The organism is Sphingomonas sp. NIBR02145 (assembly GCF_027359115.1).
Lineage (GTDB): Bacteria > Pseudomonadota > Alphaproteobacteria > Sphingomonadales > Sphingomonadaceae > Sphingomonas > Sphingomonas kyeonggiensis_A.
Map to the genome: position 1 here is coordinate 720,129 of NZ_CP114791.1, position 19,161 is coordinate 739,289.

Sequence of the window (19,161 nt, forward strand, 5' to 3'; positions counted from 1 at the left end):
ATTTGCGGGAAGCGGCGGAGAATCAGACATGAGCGTCCCGACTGCGATCGGAGCACTGCTTCTCGCCAGCGGCACGCCCATCCAGGCCGCCCCGCCGCAGGACGTGCCGTCTAAGGAGGTGCCGGCGATCCTGGCCTCCCCTACATCCTCGGGCGCTCCGGCATCGCAGGACGAGGCGGCTAATGAGATCGTCGTCAGCGGGAGCTATCGGCATACTCCCGGCGATCCCCTGGAACAGATCAATGCGCTCTCCTTTGCCCTTACCCAGAAGGTCGATGATGCCATCACCGCGCCCGCGTCGCGTGCCTACAAGCATGTCGTCCCGAAGCCGGTCCGCAGCGGGTTCCGCAATTTTCTCAACAATCTGCGCGAGCCCGTGGTCTTCGCGAACTATCTGCTCCAGCTGAAGCCCGGCAAGGCCGCCGAGACCTTTGGGCGCTTTGCGCTCAACTCGACGATAGGGCTGGGTGGGGTGATCGATATCGCGAAACGATGCCCGTTCAACCTGCCATGGCGGCCCAATGGTTTCTCAGACACGCTCGGCGTCTATGGTGTCGGCAACGGCCCTTTCATTTTCATGCCCTTGATCGGGCCAACCACCGTGCGGGATCTGGTAGGCGGCGCGATCGACCGGCTGGTCTCGCCAATCGCGCTGGGTGGGCCTTTTCGCTCCAAACCCTATCTGATCGGTACCAATGTCTATCGCGTGCTCGATCGGCGGGCAGAGCAGGAGGACGAGCTCGCCAGGGTGAAAGCGAGCGAAGATCCCTATGCCGCGCGGCGGAATCTGTTCTTCGAGAAGCGGCGAAAACGTCTCGAACGGCTCAAGGGGCGGGAGGCTTCGGACCCGGGTGGGCAGCCTGGCGAGGCGCGAGCCGGGAGTGTCGTGCCGGCATCGGTCAGAGAGAAGTGCCAGCGCTAGGGAACTTAGGCACTATGCCTTGTTCACACCGGATGGAGCGCGTCCCCGAAGATGGCGCGCGGCGATGCCGCACTGGCGGCGCACGAACGATGACGCGCGTTCTTGGCCTGCCATAAGGGTTCACTGCTTGAACCGCCGGCAGAGCGGTCAATTGAATCCCATTTGCTCGACAAAGGCCTGGCCGATCTGCCGCCGGCGTTCGGGGTCGCCGTACACCAATGCGGCGCCTTCGAAAAAGGCTCCCGACGCGGTGGCGGGAATGATCTCGCAATTGTCGCTGACAGTGTGGAGATACAGGACCGGCGGCAGACCCTGGCGCTGCGCGCGGCGCGCAAAGTCGATGCGCCAGGCCGTGGTGTAGGTCTTGCCCGAGGCTGGCGACTTCCAATGTGGCGATCTCGCACGATCATCGGCATCGAGGATATTGACGTCGAAATCCCAATCGTCGCCCGCGATCGCGGTGCGGGGCGTGAGCGCCAGGCCTCCATTGCCGTGCGGTGCAGTGCCATGGACCGGAAAATAGAGGTTTCCGAAGCCCTGTTTGGGTGGCCGCCCCACTTGTGTGCCAGTGATCCATTGCGGGTTCGATGGCTGCCAGAACAGCGCAAGCGCCAGCGACAGCCCGTCATCGAGCGTTATCGCGATCCAATCCCCGAGATAGAGTTCGTGTGACGAAGGCGCTTGGCCCCGCAAAGCCGCCGATACGCCCCCGGCCGGCGCGGCGTCGCTTGTGGTTTTCGCGATCATCTGCCGATCGAGCCACAGGGTACCCCCGGTGATCCTGTGGACGCGATCGTCGAGCGTGATGCCGCCCCGCGCGATGTCGAGCACCGGCTGCGCGCATTCATAGGAACTCAGGCCGATATCGTCATTCTGGAACATCGACGGGCCGACATAACCCGATAGCCCCTCCATCACCGTGCCGCGGCGATCGGTGAGCGTGAGATCGACCGAATAGTTCGCCGGTCTGGTGACGGCTTTGTCCGCCCCGGCTACATAACCGCGGCCCTGCGCCGCGAGCGCATAGCGTGATCCCGGCGTCCCCACCGGGGCACCTTGCGAGGCACCCTGCAGATAGTCGAATTTCCAGCCTTTGCTCGGGCCGATCAAAGGCAGGTTCCAGCGCACGTCGCGCGAAAGATCACCGGAACGGCCGAGGACCTCGATCAGCGGCCGGAAATGCGCACTATAGGCCGTGTCGCTGACCGCCGGAATCACCGCGGAAGCCAGGGTTGGTCGTCCGGTCGCTGCGCCGAAGCCGATACCCTCGCCGCTCAGATAGTGGTCATCGCCCGCATCGTCGCGCCAGCCGATGCCGGTCAGCCCCATGCAGAGCTGGATACTGCCCATGGCGAAGCGGCCAATCTCGAGTTGGAGGCCGAAGCGCCGGCCGGCATCATCCTCGGCAATGCCGACATAATACCACCATTCCTGGGCGAATGCCTTCTGCATCCCGAACAGGCCGGGCAGCGAGACGCGGGGCACGTTCCAGCTCGGACCCGGATAGAGCGGGGGAAAAGCGGCGCCGCCGCCACGCGGCGCGGGGCCGGTTGCGACATAATCACCCGCGTGCCCGCGCATGTCCGACCCCTCCAGGATCGCATCGGGAACCGAGGCACGGCCGAGCGGAAGCTTGTGATTGTCCTCGAAGGTTAAACCGGTGGGGTAGGAGATGCCGCCCTGCGAATAGGGGCAGACATCGAAAAAGCCCTGGGGCGAATAGGTGTCCACAGCCTTGCCGGTTGCGATCTTGCTGATCACTAGCTCGGCTGCATCGATCAGCGCTTCCTCGATCGGGATCAGGCCGGCCGCCCAGTAATTGCCCGAATAATGGATATCGCCATAGGTACGGCAACCGCCAATATCGCCGCCGTAGGGGATGCCGTTGAGCTTGCTCGGGCCGGCGATATAGGGAAGCGGATCGCCGGGCCTCGGCGGCGGGCCGAGATCGACCTGGCCGATCTGGTTGTCGAACAGCGCGTTGCCGATGACTTTGACATAGCGGCTGCCGCCATCGGTGTAGACGACATTGCCGCCGCCTTCGGGCCGCTTGTCACAGGCGACATTGCCCTCGATCCGCAGCGCATCCTCGAACGAATTGCCCTGCCAGCCACAGCAATAAATCGCGCCGCCGTCCCACAGCCTCTCGAGGAAATGCGAGATATGGTTGTTGGCGACGACATTGCCGCAATTGACCGTGCGCGGCGCGGGCAGGCCCCACATGCCCGAGACGGCGTTGGAGATACCGGGGAAACTGCCGGGATCGAGCAGCCCCCAACCCCAGCCGAGCGCAATGCCAGCCCAGGGCGTCTCGCTTATGCTGTTGTGCGCGATCCTGCTGTTGGTGGTGAAGCCGAGATAGATCGCCGCGGCGTCGGCATAGTCGCGGCCCGTACGGCGGATGGAGTTGTCGGTTATGACATTCTCGCGCGTGTGATCCGCCGGGCTCGGCTCGAAGTCGCGGCGGTCGATGCCGCCGACCTGGATCGCCGCCGATGCGATATCGTCGAAGCTGCAGCGGGTGATGCTGTTGCGCTGGCTGCCGGTGCCAAAGTCTACCGCTACGGCACCCAGGTGCTCGAACCGGCAGCGATCGAACCGGATGCCATGGGCATGGGTGAAGCGCAGATTGCCTGGTGTGCGGACGACATGCGGGTCGTGCCCGGTAAGGTTGGGCAGGTGTCCGTTGCCGCGCAGGTGGAAGCCGCTCTGGTCGGCGACATAGCCATCATCGCCACTCGGCTCGAGCCAGGTCGCGTTGGCAAAGCCGATGCCTTCGAACGAAAGCCCGGTCACCGGCCGCTCGGCGGTGCCGCAGGCATCCACCAGCACCTCCAGCGCGGGCAGGATCGCTTCCGCAACGGCCATGTCCTCTCCGGGAAGCGGTATGTAGAAGATCCGGTCCTGTTCGGTATCCAGCACCCACTCGCCGGGCTCGTCGAGAAACGCATAGCCATTCTCGAACCGGGTAACCTGCCAGAAGCTCCAGATTCCCGGCACGCCGGTGGGATTGGCAGTTGTCGGGGTGAAGAACAGATTGGCGTTGGTCCAGCCGGGCTGGGCAATATGGAGCCTGCCGGGAGTGCTGCCGTCGGGTGGTGTGAGTGATCGTAGAGGGATGCGCATCGACTTCCACTGCGTGTCGATCACTGCTTCGATCTGGCCGATGTCGTGCCATTGCGCGGGATCACGCCAGCCCGCGGGGTTGAGATCGGTTGGAAGGAAATCGATCCCGCCGCCGATGACATAGGGCGTGCCGGCGGGCGGCGTCTCGGCGGGCAGGATCGGATTGGGCCGGAAGCCGGCGGGGATGCCGCCATCGGCCATGGTCGTGCGGGCTCGGATGGCGCGGCGTCCGTTCACATAGAATTGGCGCGAATGCAGGCCCTGGGCGCTGGCCGTGTAGATGCCCCTTTCGCTGTCATGCAGGGTCCAGCCCTCGATGCGGCGGCCGCCCGATATCACCGGTACGGCATCTCCTCCGGCGACGAAGCGGACTGCCAGGCCGTCGGGGCCAAATAGCTCTGGGCCGAACAGGAGGGGCGTGTCGATCTGGTGCGTGCCATCCATCAGCACGACGGTGACCCTGCTTTCCGGCGGCGCCAGCGCGGCGAAGCGGAGGATCTCGGCATGCGCGGCGGCAAGCGTGCGTAACGGTGCGTAACGGCTCCCCGGCGCGGCATCGTCGCCGTCCAGCGAGACCCAGAGGGTGGCGGCAAGCGGGATGGATGTCGTCGCAGTCATCGGGCGAATTCCAGCGCGGAGATGAGGAGTGCTGGGCGGATAGAGGAACTACCCAAATACCCTCGGCAATCGATTTCGATACCGAAACGGAGCTTTCCGCCGGATATTCGTGAGGTAGTCGTAACATTCCCCCCGGTCCGAAATACCCGACTCGTCAGGCGTTTTCGCTGCTTCCCATCGGCACGTGTCCGAGAGCGCTTGCGCACGAACGTAGAGAAGGCACTGAGAGGGCCGCCCTGCTAGAGGCGGCCCCCAACGCTTGCATCTATTCCGTAGGACTAGTGCTTTGGTTCGGTGGGAAGCGGACGGCGCGGGAAAGGCTTGTCGGCGTTTGCGGCATTCCAGAGGAAGCTGGCCAGGATGACCGAGGCCTGTCGCATGTCTTCCGCATCGAGATGATCGAACGTGTCCATCGAGGTATGGTGCTGCCGGCCATAGTCGTTCCAGTCCTGGATGAACTGGAAACCGGGAATGCCGAGCAGCTGCATATATTCATTGTCGGGCCCGGTATTGTCCGAGGCGGCGACCGTGTTGGCGCCCATCGCTTCGAACGGCGCGAGCCACGCGCGGAAGATCGGCACCGCGGCGAGATTACGATAGGCGTAAACGCCGCGGATCTTGCCCGAGCCATTGTCGAGATTGAAATAGACTGACATCTCGTCCCAGCCCGGCCGCTTCTCGATTGGCCAGCTCGACGCATGCAGCCAGAAGGTACCATTGGCCCCGACCTTGGGCTCGGCGGGCGGCACACGCCGCGCGAAATGCTGTTCGACATAGGCCGAGCTGCCGATCATCCCCTGTTCCTCGGCACCCCATAGCGCGAAGCGGATCGTCCGGCGCGGACGCGGCATCCGGGAGAGGATGCGCGCGGCTTCCATCACCATCGCGACTCCGGCGCCATTGTCCGCCGCGCCGTCGGCCGCCGCAGGGCTGTCGAGATGTGCGCCGGCCATCACATAGGCGGCCTTGGGGTCGCTGCCGGGAATGTCGGCGAGAATGTTGTAGGCTTGGGGATCGCTGTCGTCGTAATGGACTACGGTCTCGATCGAGAGCGAAGGTGCTCGCCCGGCATCCGCGAGCCGCACGAGCCGGCGATAATCCTCCACCGCGATCTCGACGCCGGGGAGCGGGGACTCATCTCCCGCCGCGAAGCGATAGCCGTCGCCCATCACCAGCTTGCCGTCGCGCTTGGTGATCCGGGCATAGGCGAGCGCGCCCTCGACCTTCAGGAATTCCTCCATCTGGCGCGGGAAGAAGTAGGATTTTTCCAGCCGGGCGGCGGCATCTGACGAGAATTTCGGCGGTTCGTAGACGGCGAGCCTGGCGAATTCGTCCGCCGAAATGCGCGATGCAGCCGGCGGCGTCTGAATGTCGTCGGTCCCCGAGATCAGGACGACCTTGCCGGCCAGCTTGCCGCGCCACTGCGCGAAATCGGCTTTGGTCGCCATCGGCGCGAAGACGATCGGCGCGGTGATCACGCCATTGGTCGAGGGCGTCCAGCTGATCGGAATGGCAGTGAGCGCGAGCGGCCGCGGCGCGGTCATGCGAACGCTGACGCGCTCCGCCCACCAGCCGCGCCCGAAGAGAAATCCCTCCTTGTGGACATTGGAGAGATGCCAGGCGCGGAACTGTTCCTGGGTCCAGGCCTCGGCTTTGCGGGCACCCGGCGAATTGGTGAGGCGGCTTCCGATCTCGTCGCTTAGATAACGGGCGATATTCATCACTTCGCTGCGCCGCTGGCCTTCGTCGACAATGCGATCGGTCATCTCGAGATCGACTGCCTGGCTGCGTGCAGCGGCCGGGGCGAGCGTCAGCGCCAGGCTGGCGAGAAGGGTGGGGCGGAGCGAGCGGTTCTTCATCCCGCTCACCACGCCTTGCGCAGCGAGACGCTGACGAAGCGGCCGAGCGGCGAATAGTTGGTCGAGTCATAGTTGATCGTGGTGTCGTCGAACGGCTCGAGATAGGGCGGCCGCGCATTGGTCAGGTTGTTGACGTACAGCCCGATCTCGAAACCCTTGAGCAGGCCCTGGGCGGCCGGTGCCTTCCACATCAGCGACAGGTCGAACGTCGTCATGTCACCGCGCTGCACGGGCGGAGCGACGTTCAGGTCGGTGATCGGGCCGGTATAGTTGCCGAACAGCGCTGCGGTGAGCGGCCCGAAATGGCCGGTGGCGCCGCCGCGCGCGCGGAAGCGCGGCGGGTTGAAGTTGGTGCCGGCAAGCTGGGTGAGCGGCGCGCCGGCGGTATTGCGCTGGTTGCTGCGCAGCCAGCTCGCCTGGCCGGAGAGCGTCAGGTCGTCCGCGCCGATCGGGATCCGGTAGCTGCCGTTCAGATCGACGCCGCGGATGCGTTGGCGCGCTGCATTGACCAGCTGGTTGCGAACGATCGCCACCACTTTGGCCGGATTATAGGGCGTGCCGGTATAGTTGCCGAGGCCGTTGTAATCGCGGGCGATCACCGCGGCCTGCTGCGCCTGAGTCGGCGCATAGTCGATGAATTCCTGCAGTGCCGGATTGTCGAGTACTTTCAGCGTGGCGTTGCTGACCGGCTGGACGACCCGGTCGGTATAATCGATGTCGAAATAGGTCGCGGAGAGCTTCAATCCGGGCAGGGCGCGGGGATGCAGGTCGAGCGTGGACGACAGGGTGCGGGCGCGCTCGGGCTTCAGGTCGCGATTGCCGCCCGAGGTGAACAGGATGGTCGAGCCGCTGGGGTAATTGCCGCCATAATAGGAGGAGGGCTGTAGCACGACGCTGAACAGCTGAAACTCGTTGCGCAGCGTCGGTGCCTTGAACGAGCGCCCCCAGGAGAGCTTGAGATCGAAATCGGGCACCGGCGCATAGACCAGGCCGAGCTTCGGCGTGGTGACGCCGCCGAACCGGTCATATTCCTCATGGCGAAGCGCTGCGGTGAAGCTCAGCCGATTGATCAGCGGTACGGCATTCGGCGGCGAAACCAGGGGCACCGAGAGCTCGCCATAGCCATAATAGTTGCCGCGCCCGTCGCCGGTCGGCACTGCGTTGGTCGCCGCATAGACGCGCAGATGGTTGAAGCGATAGCCGCCACCCACCGCCAGGCGGACGTCGCCGCCGGGCAGGGTGAACAGTCGCCCTTCAGCCTCCAGCTCGCCGCCATAGGCGTAATTGTCGTAGATGCTGCTGCCGCCGTCATTCTCGCCGCTGACCTTGTCGATATAATCGTCGAAGCGCGTCGTCTTGTTGGCTCCATAGGAAGCGCTCAGTGAGGCCGACCAGTCGCTCGGCAGGCGCAAGGTCAGCCGGGGCGAGATCGAGTAGTTCTCGTTGCTGAAGCGCGTCGTCGCGGCGAAGTCCGCAGTGGAATATTCGGCGCCCTCGCTGCGCCGCCAGCTGTAGAGCCCGTCGATGTCGAAGGTCAGGCTGTCGGTGATGTCCTGGTGCGCGGTGAGCAGCCCGCTGAAATGCTTGTGCGCATCGAGCAGCGTGTTCGGGCCGACGACATAGCGCGTATAGTCGCGCTGGTCCGATCGCACCGCGTCCTGATGGTCATATTGCAGCGCGACCAGCACGCCGCCGCTCCCCCAGCGGCCGCCGCCGACCACGCCATATTCCTGCTCGAACCCGCCGCCATCGGTCGAGCTGCCCAGCCGGGCCGAGGCCGTAGCGCCCGAGAAATCGCGCTTGAGAATGATGTTGGCGACGCCGCCGACCGCGTCCGAGCCGTAGAGGGCCGATGCGCCGTCGGGCATGACCTGCAGCTCCGCCACGGCATCGAGCGGAATGGCCGACAGATCGACGCCCTGCGCGGTGCCGTCATAGGGAAGCCGGCGGCCGTTCAGCAGCGTCAGGCTGGCGTCGGGCCCCAGGCCGCGCAGGTTGAGCGCCGAGGATCCGGAGGCATTGGTGTTGCTGCTCGTGCCGGCCTGGAAGCGCGCGCCGGGATTCTGCCCGCCATTATAGTTGCTGGGGAGGCTGCGGATCACGTCGCCCAGGTCGCGCTGGCCGGTCTCGCGCATCTGGCGCTGCTCGATCCGCACAAGCGGCGAGGCGACCTGCGCGCCGGCGATATGGGTTCCCGTGACGACGATTTCCCCGGAGGGCGCGGCCTCTTCGGGATCGGACGTTGCCTGCTGCGCGCTGGACGACGCGGCCACCACCACGAACACGCCGCGCGGGCTTCGCGAGACGCTCAACCCCGCACCGCGGATCAACGCCGCAACTGCGCCTTCCGCCGTATAGGCCCCGCTCAGGGCATTGCTTCGCTTCCCCCGCACCACGTCGCTGCGGAAGATGATCTGCTCGCGGGTTGCAGCCGCGAGAGCCTTGAGGGCTGACTCCATGTCCTGGGCGGGGATGTCGAGCCGATAGCTGGTCCGGGCCTGTGCCCAGACTGGGGCCACCGGCGCGGACAGCACGATCACGGCGGTTGCGGCGCCCAGCAGCGCAGTCACGTTCTTCATCGAAATTCCCCCTGTGCCGCTCCTCCGCATGATCGGGAGCCTTGCGAGGAAAAACGCACGAGCCCCCGGATCGCGAAATGGCTAGCGCCTGGCCGGGCCCAGAAGGATCGCGTCGCCGTCCTGACGCCGGCGCAGCCCGTAGAGCGTGGCGACACCATCCACGAACGCATCGGTGTCGCCCGCATTGAAAGTGCCACTGACCGGCAGAGCGGCGGTCGCGGGGCCGTCGGTCGATAGCTTGGTCGCGGAATAGCGATTGATCCGTTCGATGGCGACGCCCAGCGGTTCGTCCGAGAAAACCAGCTGCCCCTGTTCCCACGACGCGCTTCGCACGCCATCCACCCCTTCGAGCCGGGCAAGCGCCTTGGGCGATGCCGGGATGACCAGCGCGGTGTTCGGGACAAGCGCCCGTTCCGCCGGGGCGGACGCCTTTCCTTGCAGCATCACATGCCGGGGCGCCTGGTTCGCCGGCCCGTCCTCCAGCACCGCGACTGATCCTTCGTAGAGGACCACGCGCGTCTCCGCGCGCAACAACTCGACGCTGAACGCCGTGCCGGTGGCGACGACCATGCGGTCCCCGGCGCTGACGGTGAAGGGACGCCGCGGATCCTTGGCGACTTCGAACCGTGCACGCCCGGAAAGCAGGCGAAGCGCCCGGCGCTCGCCATCATAACGAACCTCGACCGCGCTCGCGGCATCGAGCGAGAGCCGTGAGCCGTCGGCTAGCGCGATGATGCGCCGCTCGCCGATCGCAGTCCGGTAGGTCTCGCCGCGGCCCTGGAGATGGATGGCCACCATGACGACCAGCAACAGGCAGGCGGCGATCGCCGCCACGGCGTAATAGGCGCGGCGGCGATGCGGCGACGGCGCATGCGGGCTGGCCTTGCTGAGCGCGGTCAATGCGTCGGCACGCGCGGAGACCAGCATGGGCAGGTCCGCCGCTTCCCCCGCCAGCCGCCATGCGCGAGCAAGCGCGGTCAGCGCCGCGCGGTTGTGCGGAGCCGCCTCGAGCCAAAGCTCCAGCTCGAGCTCCTCCTCCAGAGTCATCGGCCCGTCCTGCAGCCGCATCAGCCATGCTGCGGCCCGCTCGCGCGCATTCCTTGCCTCCTGTCCGCTCATCGCCGTTCCTCGATCGAGGCGCTCAGCACCACCAGCGCGCGCTGGACATGGATCTCGACCATGCGCACCGACAAGCCGAAGCTCTCGGCAATGCTGTGCTTGTCGATGGACTCGATGCGGTACAGCGTGAAGATCCTTCGGGTCTTGTCGGGCAATTCCGCGATCGCGCGGGCGACGCGGGCAAGGTCTTCCCTTCCTTCGGCGACGCGGTGCGGATCGAGGGGATCGATCCCGAGAAAATCGTCGAGCGCACGCGCCTCTCGATAGCCGGCGCGCACCTTGTCGCGGCGCCCCTTGTCGCGCAGCAGGTTGGCGGCGATCCGGAAGATATAGGCATCGGGCATCGGCGCGACGCCACGCGGCGCGCGCGCGATGCGGATGAAGACTTCCTGGGACAGGTCCTCCGCTTCAGCCGGCGTCGCGACCCGACGCGCGAAGAAAGCGATCAGGGCGCGGCGCAGTCGCCGGTCGTCATCCGTCAATTCCTGTCGCGCCCGTCGGGTCAATGGCTGCACGTCCTCCAAGATCAATAACGCGCGGCCGGCGCGAATGCGAAACGGGCGGAAGTGATTTTCGTTAAGCAATCATCGGTGAAGGCGGTTGCTACGCCCGATGAAACTGATCTGAGGGCAATTCCGCCATTGTCGCGTTCTGTTGCGGAAGCTAGCGCCGAGGGCCCCAATCGAGGGCACTGTCAACAGTCCGCGAGGCAGGTTCGATTGATTGGCGGAGGGAAATCAGCAACATGAGTGCTGACGGTCAGGTAGATGTCGTCTTTCGTCGCCTGGCTAGAGCTTTGGCAAACGATCCCTCTGCATCGGTGCCTGAACCGGTAGCCTGACCAGCGAAGAAGGCGAATCGCGCGGCCAAATCCGGCGTAACCCGACAGTTTCTGTCCGCGTATAGACGAGAATTAGGCGTGTTGCATTTTGCAACCGAATTTCTCAAGCTAAGCGCTTGAAAACGCTGGTGACCCCTACGAGAATCGAACTCGTGTTTTCGCCGTGAGAGTACACGCAACGGGGGGTGTCTACGTCCATGCGGATGCGTATGTATTCGTTATAATTCAATCTGTTATGGAGATTTCGATCCTAGCGCGTCCAGGCCAATTCTGCTACGGTTTTGCAGTAAATTTGCAGTAAGTCGGTGAGGCTGGGCATGGCGCGTATCGTCCGCAACCAACGGCTCGACAGCAGGAGCGCCCGGGCGCTGCTCGCCAGGCGCCACGCGCCCTATTGGCACCCGCTGACGCGGGGCAGGGCGCTCGGCTATCGCAAGGGTGCCAAGGGCGGCATCTGGCTTGCGAAGTACCGCACCGCCGATGGCAAGCGCGAGCAACTGTTGCTCGGTGCCGCCGACGATGCCTTCGATGGCGAGACCTCCGACGTGCTGACCTTTGCCGCTGCGCAGGCCAAGGCGCGCGACTGGTTCGAGGCGCTCGATCGCGACGCCGGCAGGCGGCGTCCGCGCTATACGGTCGAGGACGCGCTCGACGACTATATCGCCAACTTCTCGGGCAAGTCGCTCGACAAGACTCGCTATGTGATCGACCGGCTCGTGCGGCCCGAGTTCAAGAACGTGCAGGTCAGCGATCTCACCACCGAGCGGTTGCGCGAGTTCCTCGAGAAGATCGCCTCGAGGCGATCGGTCTACCGAGCGAACAAGAAGGGCGTGCGCAAGGAGCGGCCGGTTCGCGACGATGCGGTGCGCGTCCAGCAGGCGAACGCCAATCGGGCGTTCACGCCGCTTCGCGCCGCGCTCAACCGCGCGTTCGCGCTGGGCAAGGTCGCGGACGACAGCGCTTGGCGCCGGGTGAAGCCCTACGCCAAGGTCAGCGCTCCCAGGATCCGGTACTTCACAGGGCCCGAGATCCACCGGCTGATCGAGCATGCGCCCGACTGGTTCCGGCCGCTGATCCAGGCCGCGCTGCTGACGGGCGCGCGCTGGTCCGAGATCCACCGCGTGCGGGTGCGGGACGTCGATCTGATGAGCGGCGTGCTGACGTTCCCGGACACCAAGAGCGGGCGGCCCCGCTTCGTGCACCTGAGCGATGAGGGTATTCAGCTCTTCCGTGGGTTATGCATGGGGCGGAGGACTGACGAGCTCGTCTTCCTGAACCAGCATGATCGGGAACTCGGCACGTCGCACCAGATCAGGCCGATGCGTGAGACATGCGAGGCCGCCGGCGTGGAGCCTGCGGGGTTCCATATTCTTCGGCATACCTACGGGTCTCGGCTCGCGATGGCAGGCGTGCCGATGGCGGTGATCGCCGAGGCGCTGGGGCATGCCGACGAGCGGATTACGCGCAAGCACTATGCGCATTTGTGCCCGTCCTACGTCCGCGATGCTGTCCGGGCGGGCTTAGGAGACTATGGGATTGTTAGGAAGCAGGCGGGGCTTCGTCTCGTCAGGTAGAGGTCATGCAAATCGACCCGACCAGTCCCGATCCGGCAGATGCCGAGAAAACCGCCTAGCTAATTGTGGGAGTCAACGGCGGGCTGAAAATGGGCGGGTTCCGCTACATCAGGGATAGCGACCAAAGCCCCAGCATTCTTGTCTCGGTTCTACCTTTCCGGGCGTTTCTGAGTACCATGAGCGAGGTGGCGTGCGGCCGGCCATAGGGAAAGTGAGCCAGAAGTCGAAGGTCAGGTACGCCGGCTCCTCTGCTGTCATTCCCATGGCAGTGACCGATAGAAATTGTCGACGACTTCGAAGCAAGCGTCGAAATCCGGCAGTTCCTCGAGTTCTAGGCCGAGCGTATTCCAATCCTTTTTGGCCCTGTCTTTCACTTCGTCTTGGCCGAGCGCCTCGCGGTCGGGCTCTATATCGCGTGCGCGACATTTTTCCTTGAGCAGCGCGAGAAGGCTCGCTCTTTCCGCAGTATCCAGCGTGAATTTGTGCAGCAGGCAGGCGACGTCATAGACGTCCTGGCGACGATTACGCTTGCGCTTAGGCTGCTGTAGCAACGCACGCAATTTCTCTGCAATCAAGTCGAGAAGGGAATAGGCGCGGATGGTCACGCCTTCGGTGCCCAGTTTGACGATCTGGATGGCGTTCACCGGTTCGCGGAAGGCGATATCCACGTCCAGCACGTCGGACGCGGTCCCGGCCAGGAAGAGACGCGCCTGGGCGGACCCTCTTCTGGCATAGCCCACCCGTAAGGCGAGAAGCGGCCCAGTCGCCTTGGCGAACATCTTGGCGCTGGGTTCGTAGCGCGACGACTGGACGTTGCACATGAGATCGGGATAGCCGAGCTTCGCCGCGGCGCGCGGGAAGGCCGCGTTAAGCTCCGCCTTGAGCGTCTCGGCCATGTCCTTGCTCGGTTCGCTGATCGCGGTGAAGTCGACGTCGCCGGTCTGACGCGGACTTTCATAGACCACGCCCATCAAGACACCGCCCTTGAGAAATATCTCATTGGCGAACGGCTTGGTCATCGCCAGCGCGGCGAGAAATATTTCGGTGACCTGTCGTTCGAGATAGGCTTGGGGATCGGCCTTGGCCTTTTCGATCCATTCGCTGATATCGACGGCGATCTGAGCCCCGATCTCTACATCCTCAGGCATTGAGCGACAGCATCCACTTTTCCGAGAATTGCGGCGCGAAGGGCCTACCTGCGTCGAGAACACGACTGGACCCGCGTTGCGCGAAGCGTGCCCAAGCCGAGATGCGGGGGTCCCGAATCCCGACATGCTCCTCAAGGATATAGCCGGCCCGGACCTTCCAGATGGGCTTCTCGGCCCGTGTGACACGCTCGATGATCTCTTCGAGATAGGTGGAAGCGTAAGCGGACCAGATATCGAGAACGTGTGACATTCCTCCGCTCAAATCTGGGCTGTCCAGCGTATCGAGGAAAGTCTGTCCGATCGTTGAAATCCGCGACAGGCTTCCCTTTATCGGGACTTGATCGCCCGCGAATTTCGTAGTGTCGATCGATATCGGCCGGCCGCGCACGGTGTCAGGATGCTTCACTGCTTTGGCGGTTTCGATATCGAGATCGCTGTCTTCAAGGGCGTCGCCATAATCGCGCTCCATCAACTCCCGCACCATTTCTCGCCGCAACACCGGCGTCGGCTCCACCAGCAATAAATGGTCGGGTCGGCGGTTAGTTAGACCCCAGCGCTGGAGCGCTGACAAATGCGCGATGTGGCAAAAGGGATCGACGGAGCAGATTATGTCTTCTGCGGGTGCATCGGATTTATCCATCAGCCGCCAGTGCGAACTGTAATCATGATCCTGGCGAATGATTCCCTCATTGCGCAGCAGCGTACGGGTTCGCCGGAAGACATCGCGGCTCGGTGTCTCGCCCCGGAGATATTTTGCCGTGCCGGACTGGTAAATTACCCATAGCTCGCGGAAGAGGTCGTAGTTCGATAGCACGGGTTTGGGCTGGCTGGCGAGGGTACGGGCTAGCGTCTCGGCGAGCTGCGTCATCCGTTTGCGCTGTTGGAAAGGTCGCAGCTTTTCGGCCATGTCTACGCAGTGCCCTATACCATATGTCCTAAGGACATATGGTATAGGGCACTAGCATTAATGTCAATCGGCGTGGTGTTTGCGGATTTTCTCGCGCCCGCTTGACAGGGAACACTGTTGCCGATATCTTCCGTCCTTAGGACGGAAGATATCGGCAACATAGCCAGGTTGCCACATATGTTTGCCAGAAGGCGCTGACGCCGAAGCGCGTTTTCTATCGTGGCGATCTTGAAATCGCGATCGTGATAACCAAACTACGCCAGTAAGGGTGTGGCCACACCCTTTGTGAAAATGCGAAATCGAACCAGCGAAAATCTGAACCCGAAAATCCGAAATCGAAACCCGCGAACACGAACAGCAGCGAAACCGAAAACCGACAGCGAAACCCGATAGCCAGCGAACAGCGAAACCCGAGAGAAAATAGAGGTTCGGCCTCTCAAAACACCGAATGAGCACGTTGCAACGTAAACCCCTTCAATCCGGGGGCGCGTCCCCATCGCTGAAAGATGATGCGATGGAATGGCATAATTTCGCCGAGATCCTGTTTGGTCTCGCGGCTGTTATCACCGCCCTTAAGCAGGGCGGGAAAGAAAAGAAGTGAACGCGGGGCGACAGGTGCGAACCTGTCGCCCTTTCATTTTCGTCGTTCGATCAGACGTTGTGAGCAACAGAGCAGACCGGGGTTCTGACGTGGACCGCGTCGGTGACAAAGGAGCCGTCGCCTATCACAACTTCGAGGGGAAGGCTGGGGCGCTTAATCGTCGGTAAGCCACGCCCTTGGGATGAGGTAGTCCTTATCTCCTCGCCAATTCGCGACTTCCTTGATGTTCGAGTGCTCCTGCCATGCATGCTGGTCGGCATGGTCCACCACTATGATCTGCAACTTGCCCTCGAAACTGCTATGTGCCCGAGCGAGAGCTGCAAAAATTCGCTTAGTACGCGCGAGATCGTCAACGACCGCGTCTGCCTGCTCGGGCAGGTCAGCTTCTACGCCGGCCGCGATCGCATCGTCAAAGCTATCGCTCGGAAAATATACTTGGGTCGGCTGATCGATCACCAGAAAAGTGGGAACTGGGCTCAATGGCTCACGCTGCAGAAACACACCGTGCAGCGCCAGCAGGGTAGCGAGGTGATAGGCCATCCAATTCTCGCCGCTGCCAATCTCCCAGAGATAGTCCGGCTTATTGGCTCCCTCGCGGTCAAATCGAAGATTTAATTCCCTAAAATCCAGGGCCGGCTGTCCCTCGGCGCCGCCTACGGCCAAACTGTCGACAAAGCGCCCGACATAGCTCGATATCTTGTTGGACACTTCCTCCTGGCGAACGACGCGTTGACCTTCATTCAGGTCCTCTTCGAGTCTACGGATGCGGCCAGCTAGATCGGCGATTTGAGCTGAAAGGCCGGTTTCGCCTTCAACATCGCCAAGCATCGCCAGCGCCTGCTCGGTGCTGCCAATGAACCGGTACACGGCTTCGAGCGTCTGACCTCGCCCTTGCTCGGCCTCGGCTGCTGCCTCCGCTGCCTGGCGGGTACGCCGAACGGTAATAAGGTTACGTTCTTGCTCGATAACGCTCTTCTCGAGCGCGACAATCTCGCGATCAACAATCGGCAAGGTTTGCCGCGTTCCGACTGAGAGCGTCTCTAGTTCCGAAATAGCCTCTCCGAGTTCCTCCAGATTTTGGCGTGCAGGATCGGAATCCGACCCGCAAAGTACGCAACTTTCGTTATCGATTGCCTTTCGGAACCAGCCGGCGCCCTGAACGCGCCCTGCCTGATCCCGTAACGCTGCTCCATAGGCGCTCGCCGAGCTGTGCAGGCTGCGAAGCCGCTTTAGCCGACGCCTCGTGTCCGAGACGGCTCTGCTCGCGGCTTGTTCCTGCGCCCTCAGCGTTTCGAGGCGACGTGTAGCTTCAGCAGTACGCCCGGTCGCGCCTCCCACAGCCTCAGTGTTGTCGACCATGTCCTGCAACCGTTCGAGCAACGACCTCAGGTTCGCAGGAGGATCCCCCGCGGCAAGTAAGCCCAATTCCTGCGCGCGAAAGAATGCCCCCGTCGCATTGGCGCGCCAGGTTTCGAGGCCATTGCGCCGAATACGAAGCTCCGCTTCTAGGCGGCGGTGCTCTTGCCTCAACATGTGAAGCGTGTGGCGACGCACCAGATCATCGTTGGTGATGATGCCCAACGCGAGAGGAAGTACGCTTCTGAGTTTCTCGCGATGCTCGGAAGAGTCCGTTTTGAAAAATAGCGTATGCGGATTGGCGACGATGTGTTGTGGCAAAAAATTGAACGCCGCCATGTCGCGAAAGCTCGCGCGGCCTCCGAAAGATTTCTTCTCTGGATCGAGTGTCAGGTTCGACAGGCCAGAGAGATCGTCGAACAAGAGCTTCACCCGGTCGGTGTTCGCGTTCGCGTGAGGGGCGCCGATGCCCAACTCAACGTCGCTTCCTTGCTGCAGCCAATATTGATCCGAGACCTGACGCCCGTCGGGTCGCCGCCGCGCAAGGCGGATCGGGCCTATCGCTGTCTCGAGCGTCAGCCCGTACCATGCCGCTTTCTCGCGGATCACACCCACCGGTATCGCGCATTTTCCGGCACCGAGTACGTAGTCGATGATGGCGGTAATCGCGGACTTCCCGGTTGAAGACCAGCCAGTGATTACGCTGATACCATCGGTAGCGAACGCAAGCGTGCGCGGGGTGAGCGCGGGATTGTCCGGCCAGATGATCAGTTCGCGAATTTCCAGCTTCATTCAGAACTCCACGCGAAGGCGAGTGGCGACAGTGGCCAGAGGATCTTCGGCGAACCAGCAGCCCAGGCGCTTCGCGGCGGCCAAGACTTCGCCGCCGGGACCCTCGATTTCCCGAACGTCCTTTGGGAGGAGAGTGCCAAGAGCTCGGAATGAAGGCCCATAGGCGGTCGCCTCACGAGCGAGTAGGCCGCTGGCGCTGCCTAGCTGCAAGCCGGATAGGATATTCTCAACATTATTCTCCATGCGGGACTGCATGTCTGCGATTATTTCTGGTTGATCGGTCACGGCTTTGAGCAAGCCACTGTCGAATTTCATCCGGCTCAATTTCGAAGCAGTCATGCGGTGGAAGAGCAGCCCGCCCGCGATAACGAAGTGGATGAGAAGAGGAGGCGTGCCATCACCTCGATCAGTGAATGACCGGCTAAGCGACCAGCAGGCACTTGCCGTCAACGCCGCGTTGCGGAGGATAAACTCTTCATGATCAGCCCGCATGGTTAGGCCCTTCGCTTGAGGGCAGCCACCAGATCTGATTGTCGTCGGCCAACCGGTGATAATGGCCCGATGTCATATAGAGTTCGTGACAGGGTTCCTGCCCGATCGGCTCTAGATGAGTAAATGCCGTGCGAGCCAATATCAGAAGTCCAAGCTCTTGAGCTGGGCGGTGCGCTTCCTCGATTGCCGTCTGCCGGGCCACGCCACGCCACCTTTGCCTCAGCCTATTACCTCGGTCGCCCCATTCGCGGAGGGGAATATCTCCCTCCGCCGCGAGGCGATGACGTTCGGCGCCAAACTGCAGAAAATGCTCAATCGCCTCGAAAACCGTCTCGTCATCGGCGCGAACGTCGGTCAAGCGCGCGACAAAGTCCCGGGTCTGAGCGTGCGCGCGTTCGGCATCGGAGATGGGCACATCGCTGGCTGGGCGCGGCAAAAGCCGCTGCCGAACCAACTGCCGTATGATGGCATGCACCTGTAGCAAGCAAGCCTTACGGGAAATCTCTCCCGGCTGCCCGCTCCTCCAGGAGGCAGCAAGCGTCTCGGCGACCCAACCGAGCAAGGCTCGCACGACGAAATTCTGATCGACGCCCGGATCCACTCCGAGTCCGTTGGCGACGATCGGGCGCGCCTCCATCCAGTCCACGCGTTCGACGAGTTCGATGCGCGAAAACAATGCGGCCAACTGCTCGTCGCTGCGCCTCAGTACGTCATCGATCAAACCCTGGATTTGCGTACCTCTGCGTCCCTTGCCGGCGGTTCGCACGATCTGGAGCAAGGATTCGATAGAGACCTGCTGAAGCGCCATATCTCGCAGCGCTGACGCAATCTTCCCCTCGGCGACTACGTTAGTAGCGATAAGATATTTGGTGCAGAGAGCTCCACGTTCTTCGATCTGCGTAAGCCAGATTTGCAGCGTTCGCCAAAGGCCCTTGCTGCGGTCGCCGAGGACGGTACCGCCCTTCTGCACGCTATGCTTATCCTGCTCCTGGATCTCGGGGGCATCGCCACGATGTACCGACACATCATCGACGCGCTCGACAGCGACGGCGTCTTCTTGCTGGGCCGAAGCAAGATGAAACAACGCCCGCTCGAGCTGCAGGATTACAGCTGCGATCTGGGGTTCGGCATTATTATTGAGTTTCGTCGCCAATCTCGTGCACGTCCCCAAGGTGCCAGTTGAAAAATCTGCGCGAAGATAAAGCCGGGCGCAAGGTCCGGCTGTCA

General features: G+C 62.9%; 13 protein-coding genes. 3 read left to right on the forward strand and 10 right to left on the reverse strand.

Annotated elements, in window-relative coordinates; translation table 11 throughout:
- The first annotated feature begins 28 nt into the window (after positions 1-28).
- The gene (locus tag O3305_RS03350) at positions 29-922 is read left to right on the forward strand and encodes an MlaA family lipoprotein (protein WP_269575141.1); all 894 of its coding nucleotides are present in this window, start codon (positions 29-31) and stop codon (positions 920-922) included.
- Positions 923-1,069: 147 nt separating this feature from the next.
- On the opposite strand, the gene O3305_RS03355 is transcribed toward O3305_RS03350, so the two are convergent.
- From O3305_RS03355 to O3305_RS03375, 5 genes are all read right to left on the reverse strand, one after another.
- Positions 1,070-4,666, reverse strand: coding sequence for a lipocalin-like domain-containing protein (locus O3305_RS03355; protein ID WP_269575142.1), 3,597 nt, complete (start codon positions 4,664-4,666; stop codon positions 1,070-1,072).
- Between the two features lie 278 nt (positions 4,667-4,944).
- Positions 4,945-6,525: a M20/M25/M40 family metallo-hydrolase gene (locus tag O3305_RS03360; RefSeq protein ID WP_269575143.1), complete on the reverse strand. Its 1,581-nt coding sequence runs from the start codon at positions 6,523-6,525 to the stop codon at positions 4,945-4,947.
- 5 nt (positions 6,526-6,530) lie between these two features.
- Positions 6,531-9,104 (reverse strand): TonB-dependent receptor, encoded by a 2,574-nt coding sequence (locus O3305_RS03365; protein WP_269575144.1) that lies wholly within the window; start codon positions 9,102-9,104, stop codon positions 6,531-6,533.
- An 81-nt stretch (positions 9,105-9,185) separates the two neighbouring features.
- Positions 9,186-10,223, reverse strand: a complete 1,038-nt coding sequence (locus O3305_RS03370) for a FecR family protein (protein ID WP_269575145.1) — start codon at positions 10,221-10,223, stop codon at positions 9,186-9,188.
- Positions 10,220-10,807: an RNA polymerase sigma factor gene (locus O3305_RS03375; protein ID WP_269575146.1), complete on the reverse strand. Its 588-nt coding sequence runs from the start codon at positions 10,805-10,807 to the stop codon at positions 10,220-10,222. The genes O3305_RS03370 and O3305_RS03375 overlap by 4 nt, the downstream gene beginning before the upstream one ends.
- A gap of 574 nt (positions 10,808-11,381) precedes the next feature.
- Here O3305_RS03375 and O3305_RS03380 point away from each other — a divergent pair.
- Positions 11,382-12,638 carry a tyrosine-type recombinase/integrase gene (locus O3305_RS03380; RefSeq protein ID WP_269575147.1) on the forward strand — a complete coding sequence of 419 codons (1,257 nt, stop codon included), beginning with the start codon at positions 11,382-11,384 and terminating at the stop codon, positions 12,636-12,638.
- Positions 12,639-12,892: 254 nt separating this feature from the next.
- Here O3305_RS03380 and O3305_RS03385 read toward each other — a convergent pair whose 3' ends face one another.
- Positions 12,893-13,786, reverse strand: a complete 894-nt coding sequence (locus O3305_RS03385; protein ID WP_269575148.1) for a nucleotidyl transferase AbiEii/AbiGii toxin family protein — start codon at positions 13,784-13,786, stop codon at positions 12,893-12,895.
- Positions 13,779-14,693, reverse strand: a complete 915-nt coding sequence (locus O3305_RS03390; protein WP_269575149.1) for a hypothetical protein — start codon at positions 14,691-14,693, stop codon at positions 13,779-13,781. The genes O3305_RS03385 and O3305_RS03390 overlap by 8 nt, the downstream gene beginning before the upstream one ends.
- Before the next feature lie 448 nt (positions 14,694-15,141).
- Between O3305_RS03390 and O3305_RS03395 the strand changes: the two genes are divergently transcribed.
- Complete coding sequence (locus O3305_RS03395; protein ID WP_269575150.1) at positions 15,142-15,294, forward strand: hypothetical protein; 153 nt, start codon at positions 15,142-15,144, stop codon at positions 15,292-15,294.
- Between the two features lie 153 nt (positions 15,295-15,447).
- Here O3305_RS03395 and O3305_RS03400 read toward each other — a convergent pair whose 3' ends face one another.
- From O3305_RS03400 to O3305_RS03410, 3 genes are read right to left on the reverse strand one after another with little or no spacing between them, the layout of a single operon-like run.
- Complete coding sequence (locus tag O3305_RS03400) at positions 15,448-17,442, reverse strand: DUF3732 domain-containing protein (RefSeq protein ID WP_269575151.1); 1,995 nt, start codon at positions 17,440-17,442, stop codon at positions 15,448-15,450.
- Positions 17,443-17,934, reverse strand: a complete 492-nt coding sequence (locus O3305_RS03405; protein ID WP_269575152.1) for a three component ABC system middle component — start codon at positions 17,932-17,934, stop codon at positions 17,443-17,445.
- Entirely contained in the window at positions 17,924-19,087 is a 1,164-nt protein-coding gene (locus tag O3305_RS03410; protein WP_269575153.1) for an ABC-three component system protein, read from the reverse strand. The genes O3305_RS03405 and O3305_RS03410 overlap by 11 nt, the downstream gene beginning before the upstream one ends.
- Between the last annotated feature and the right edge of the window lie 74 nt (positions 19,088-19,161).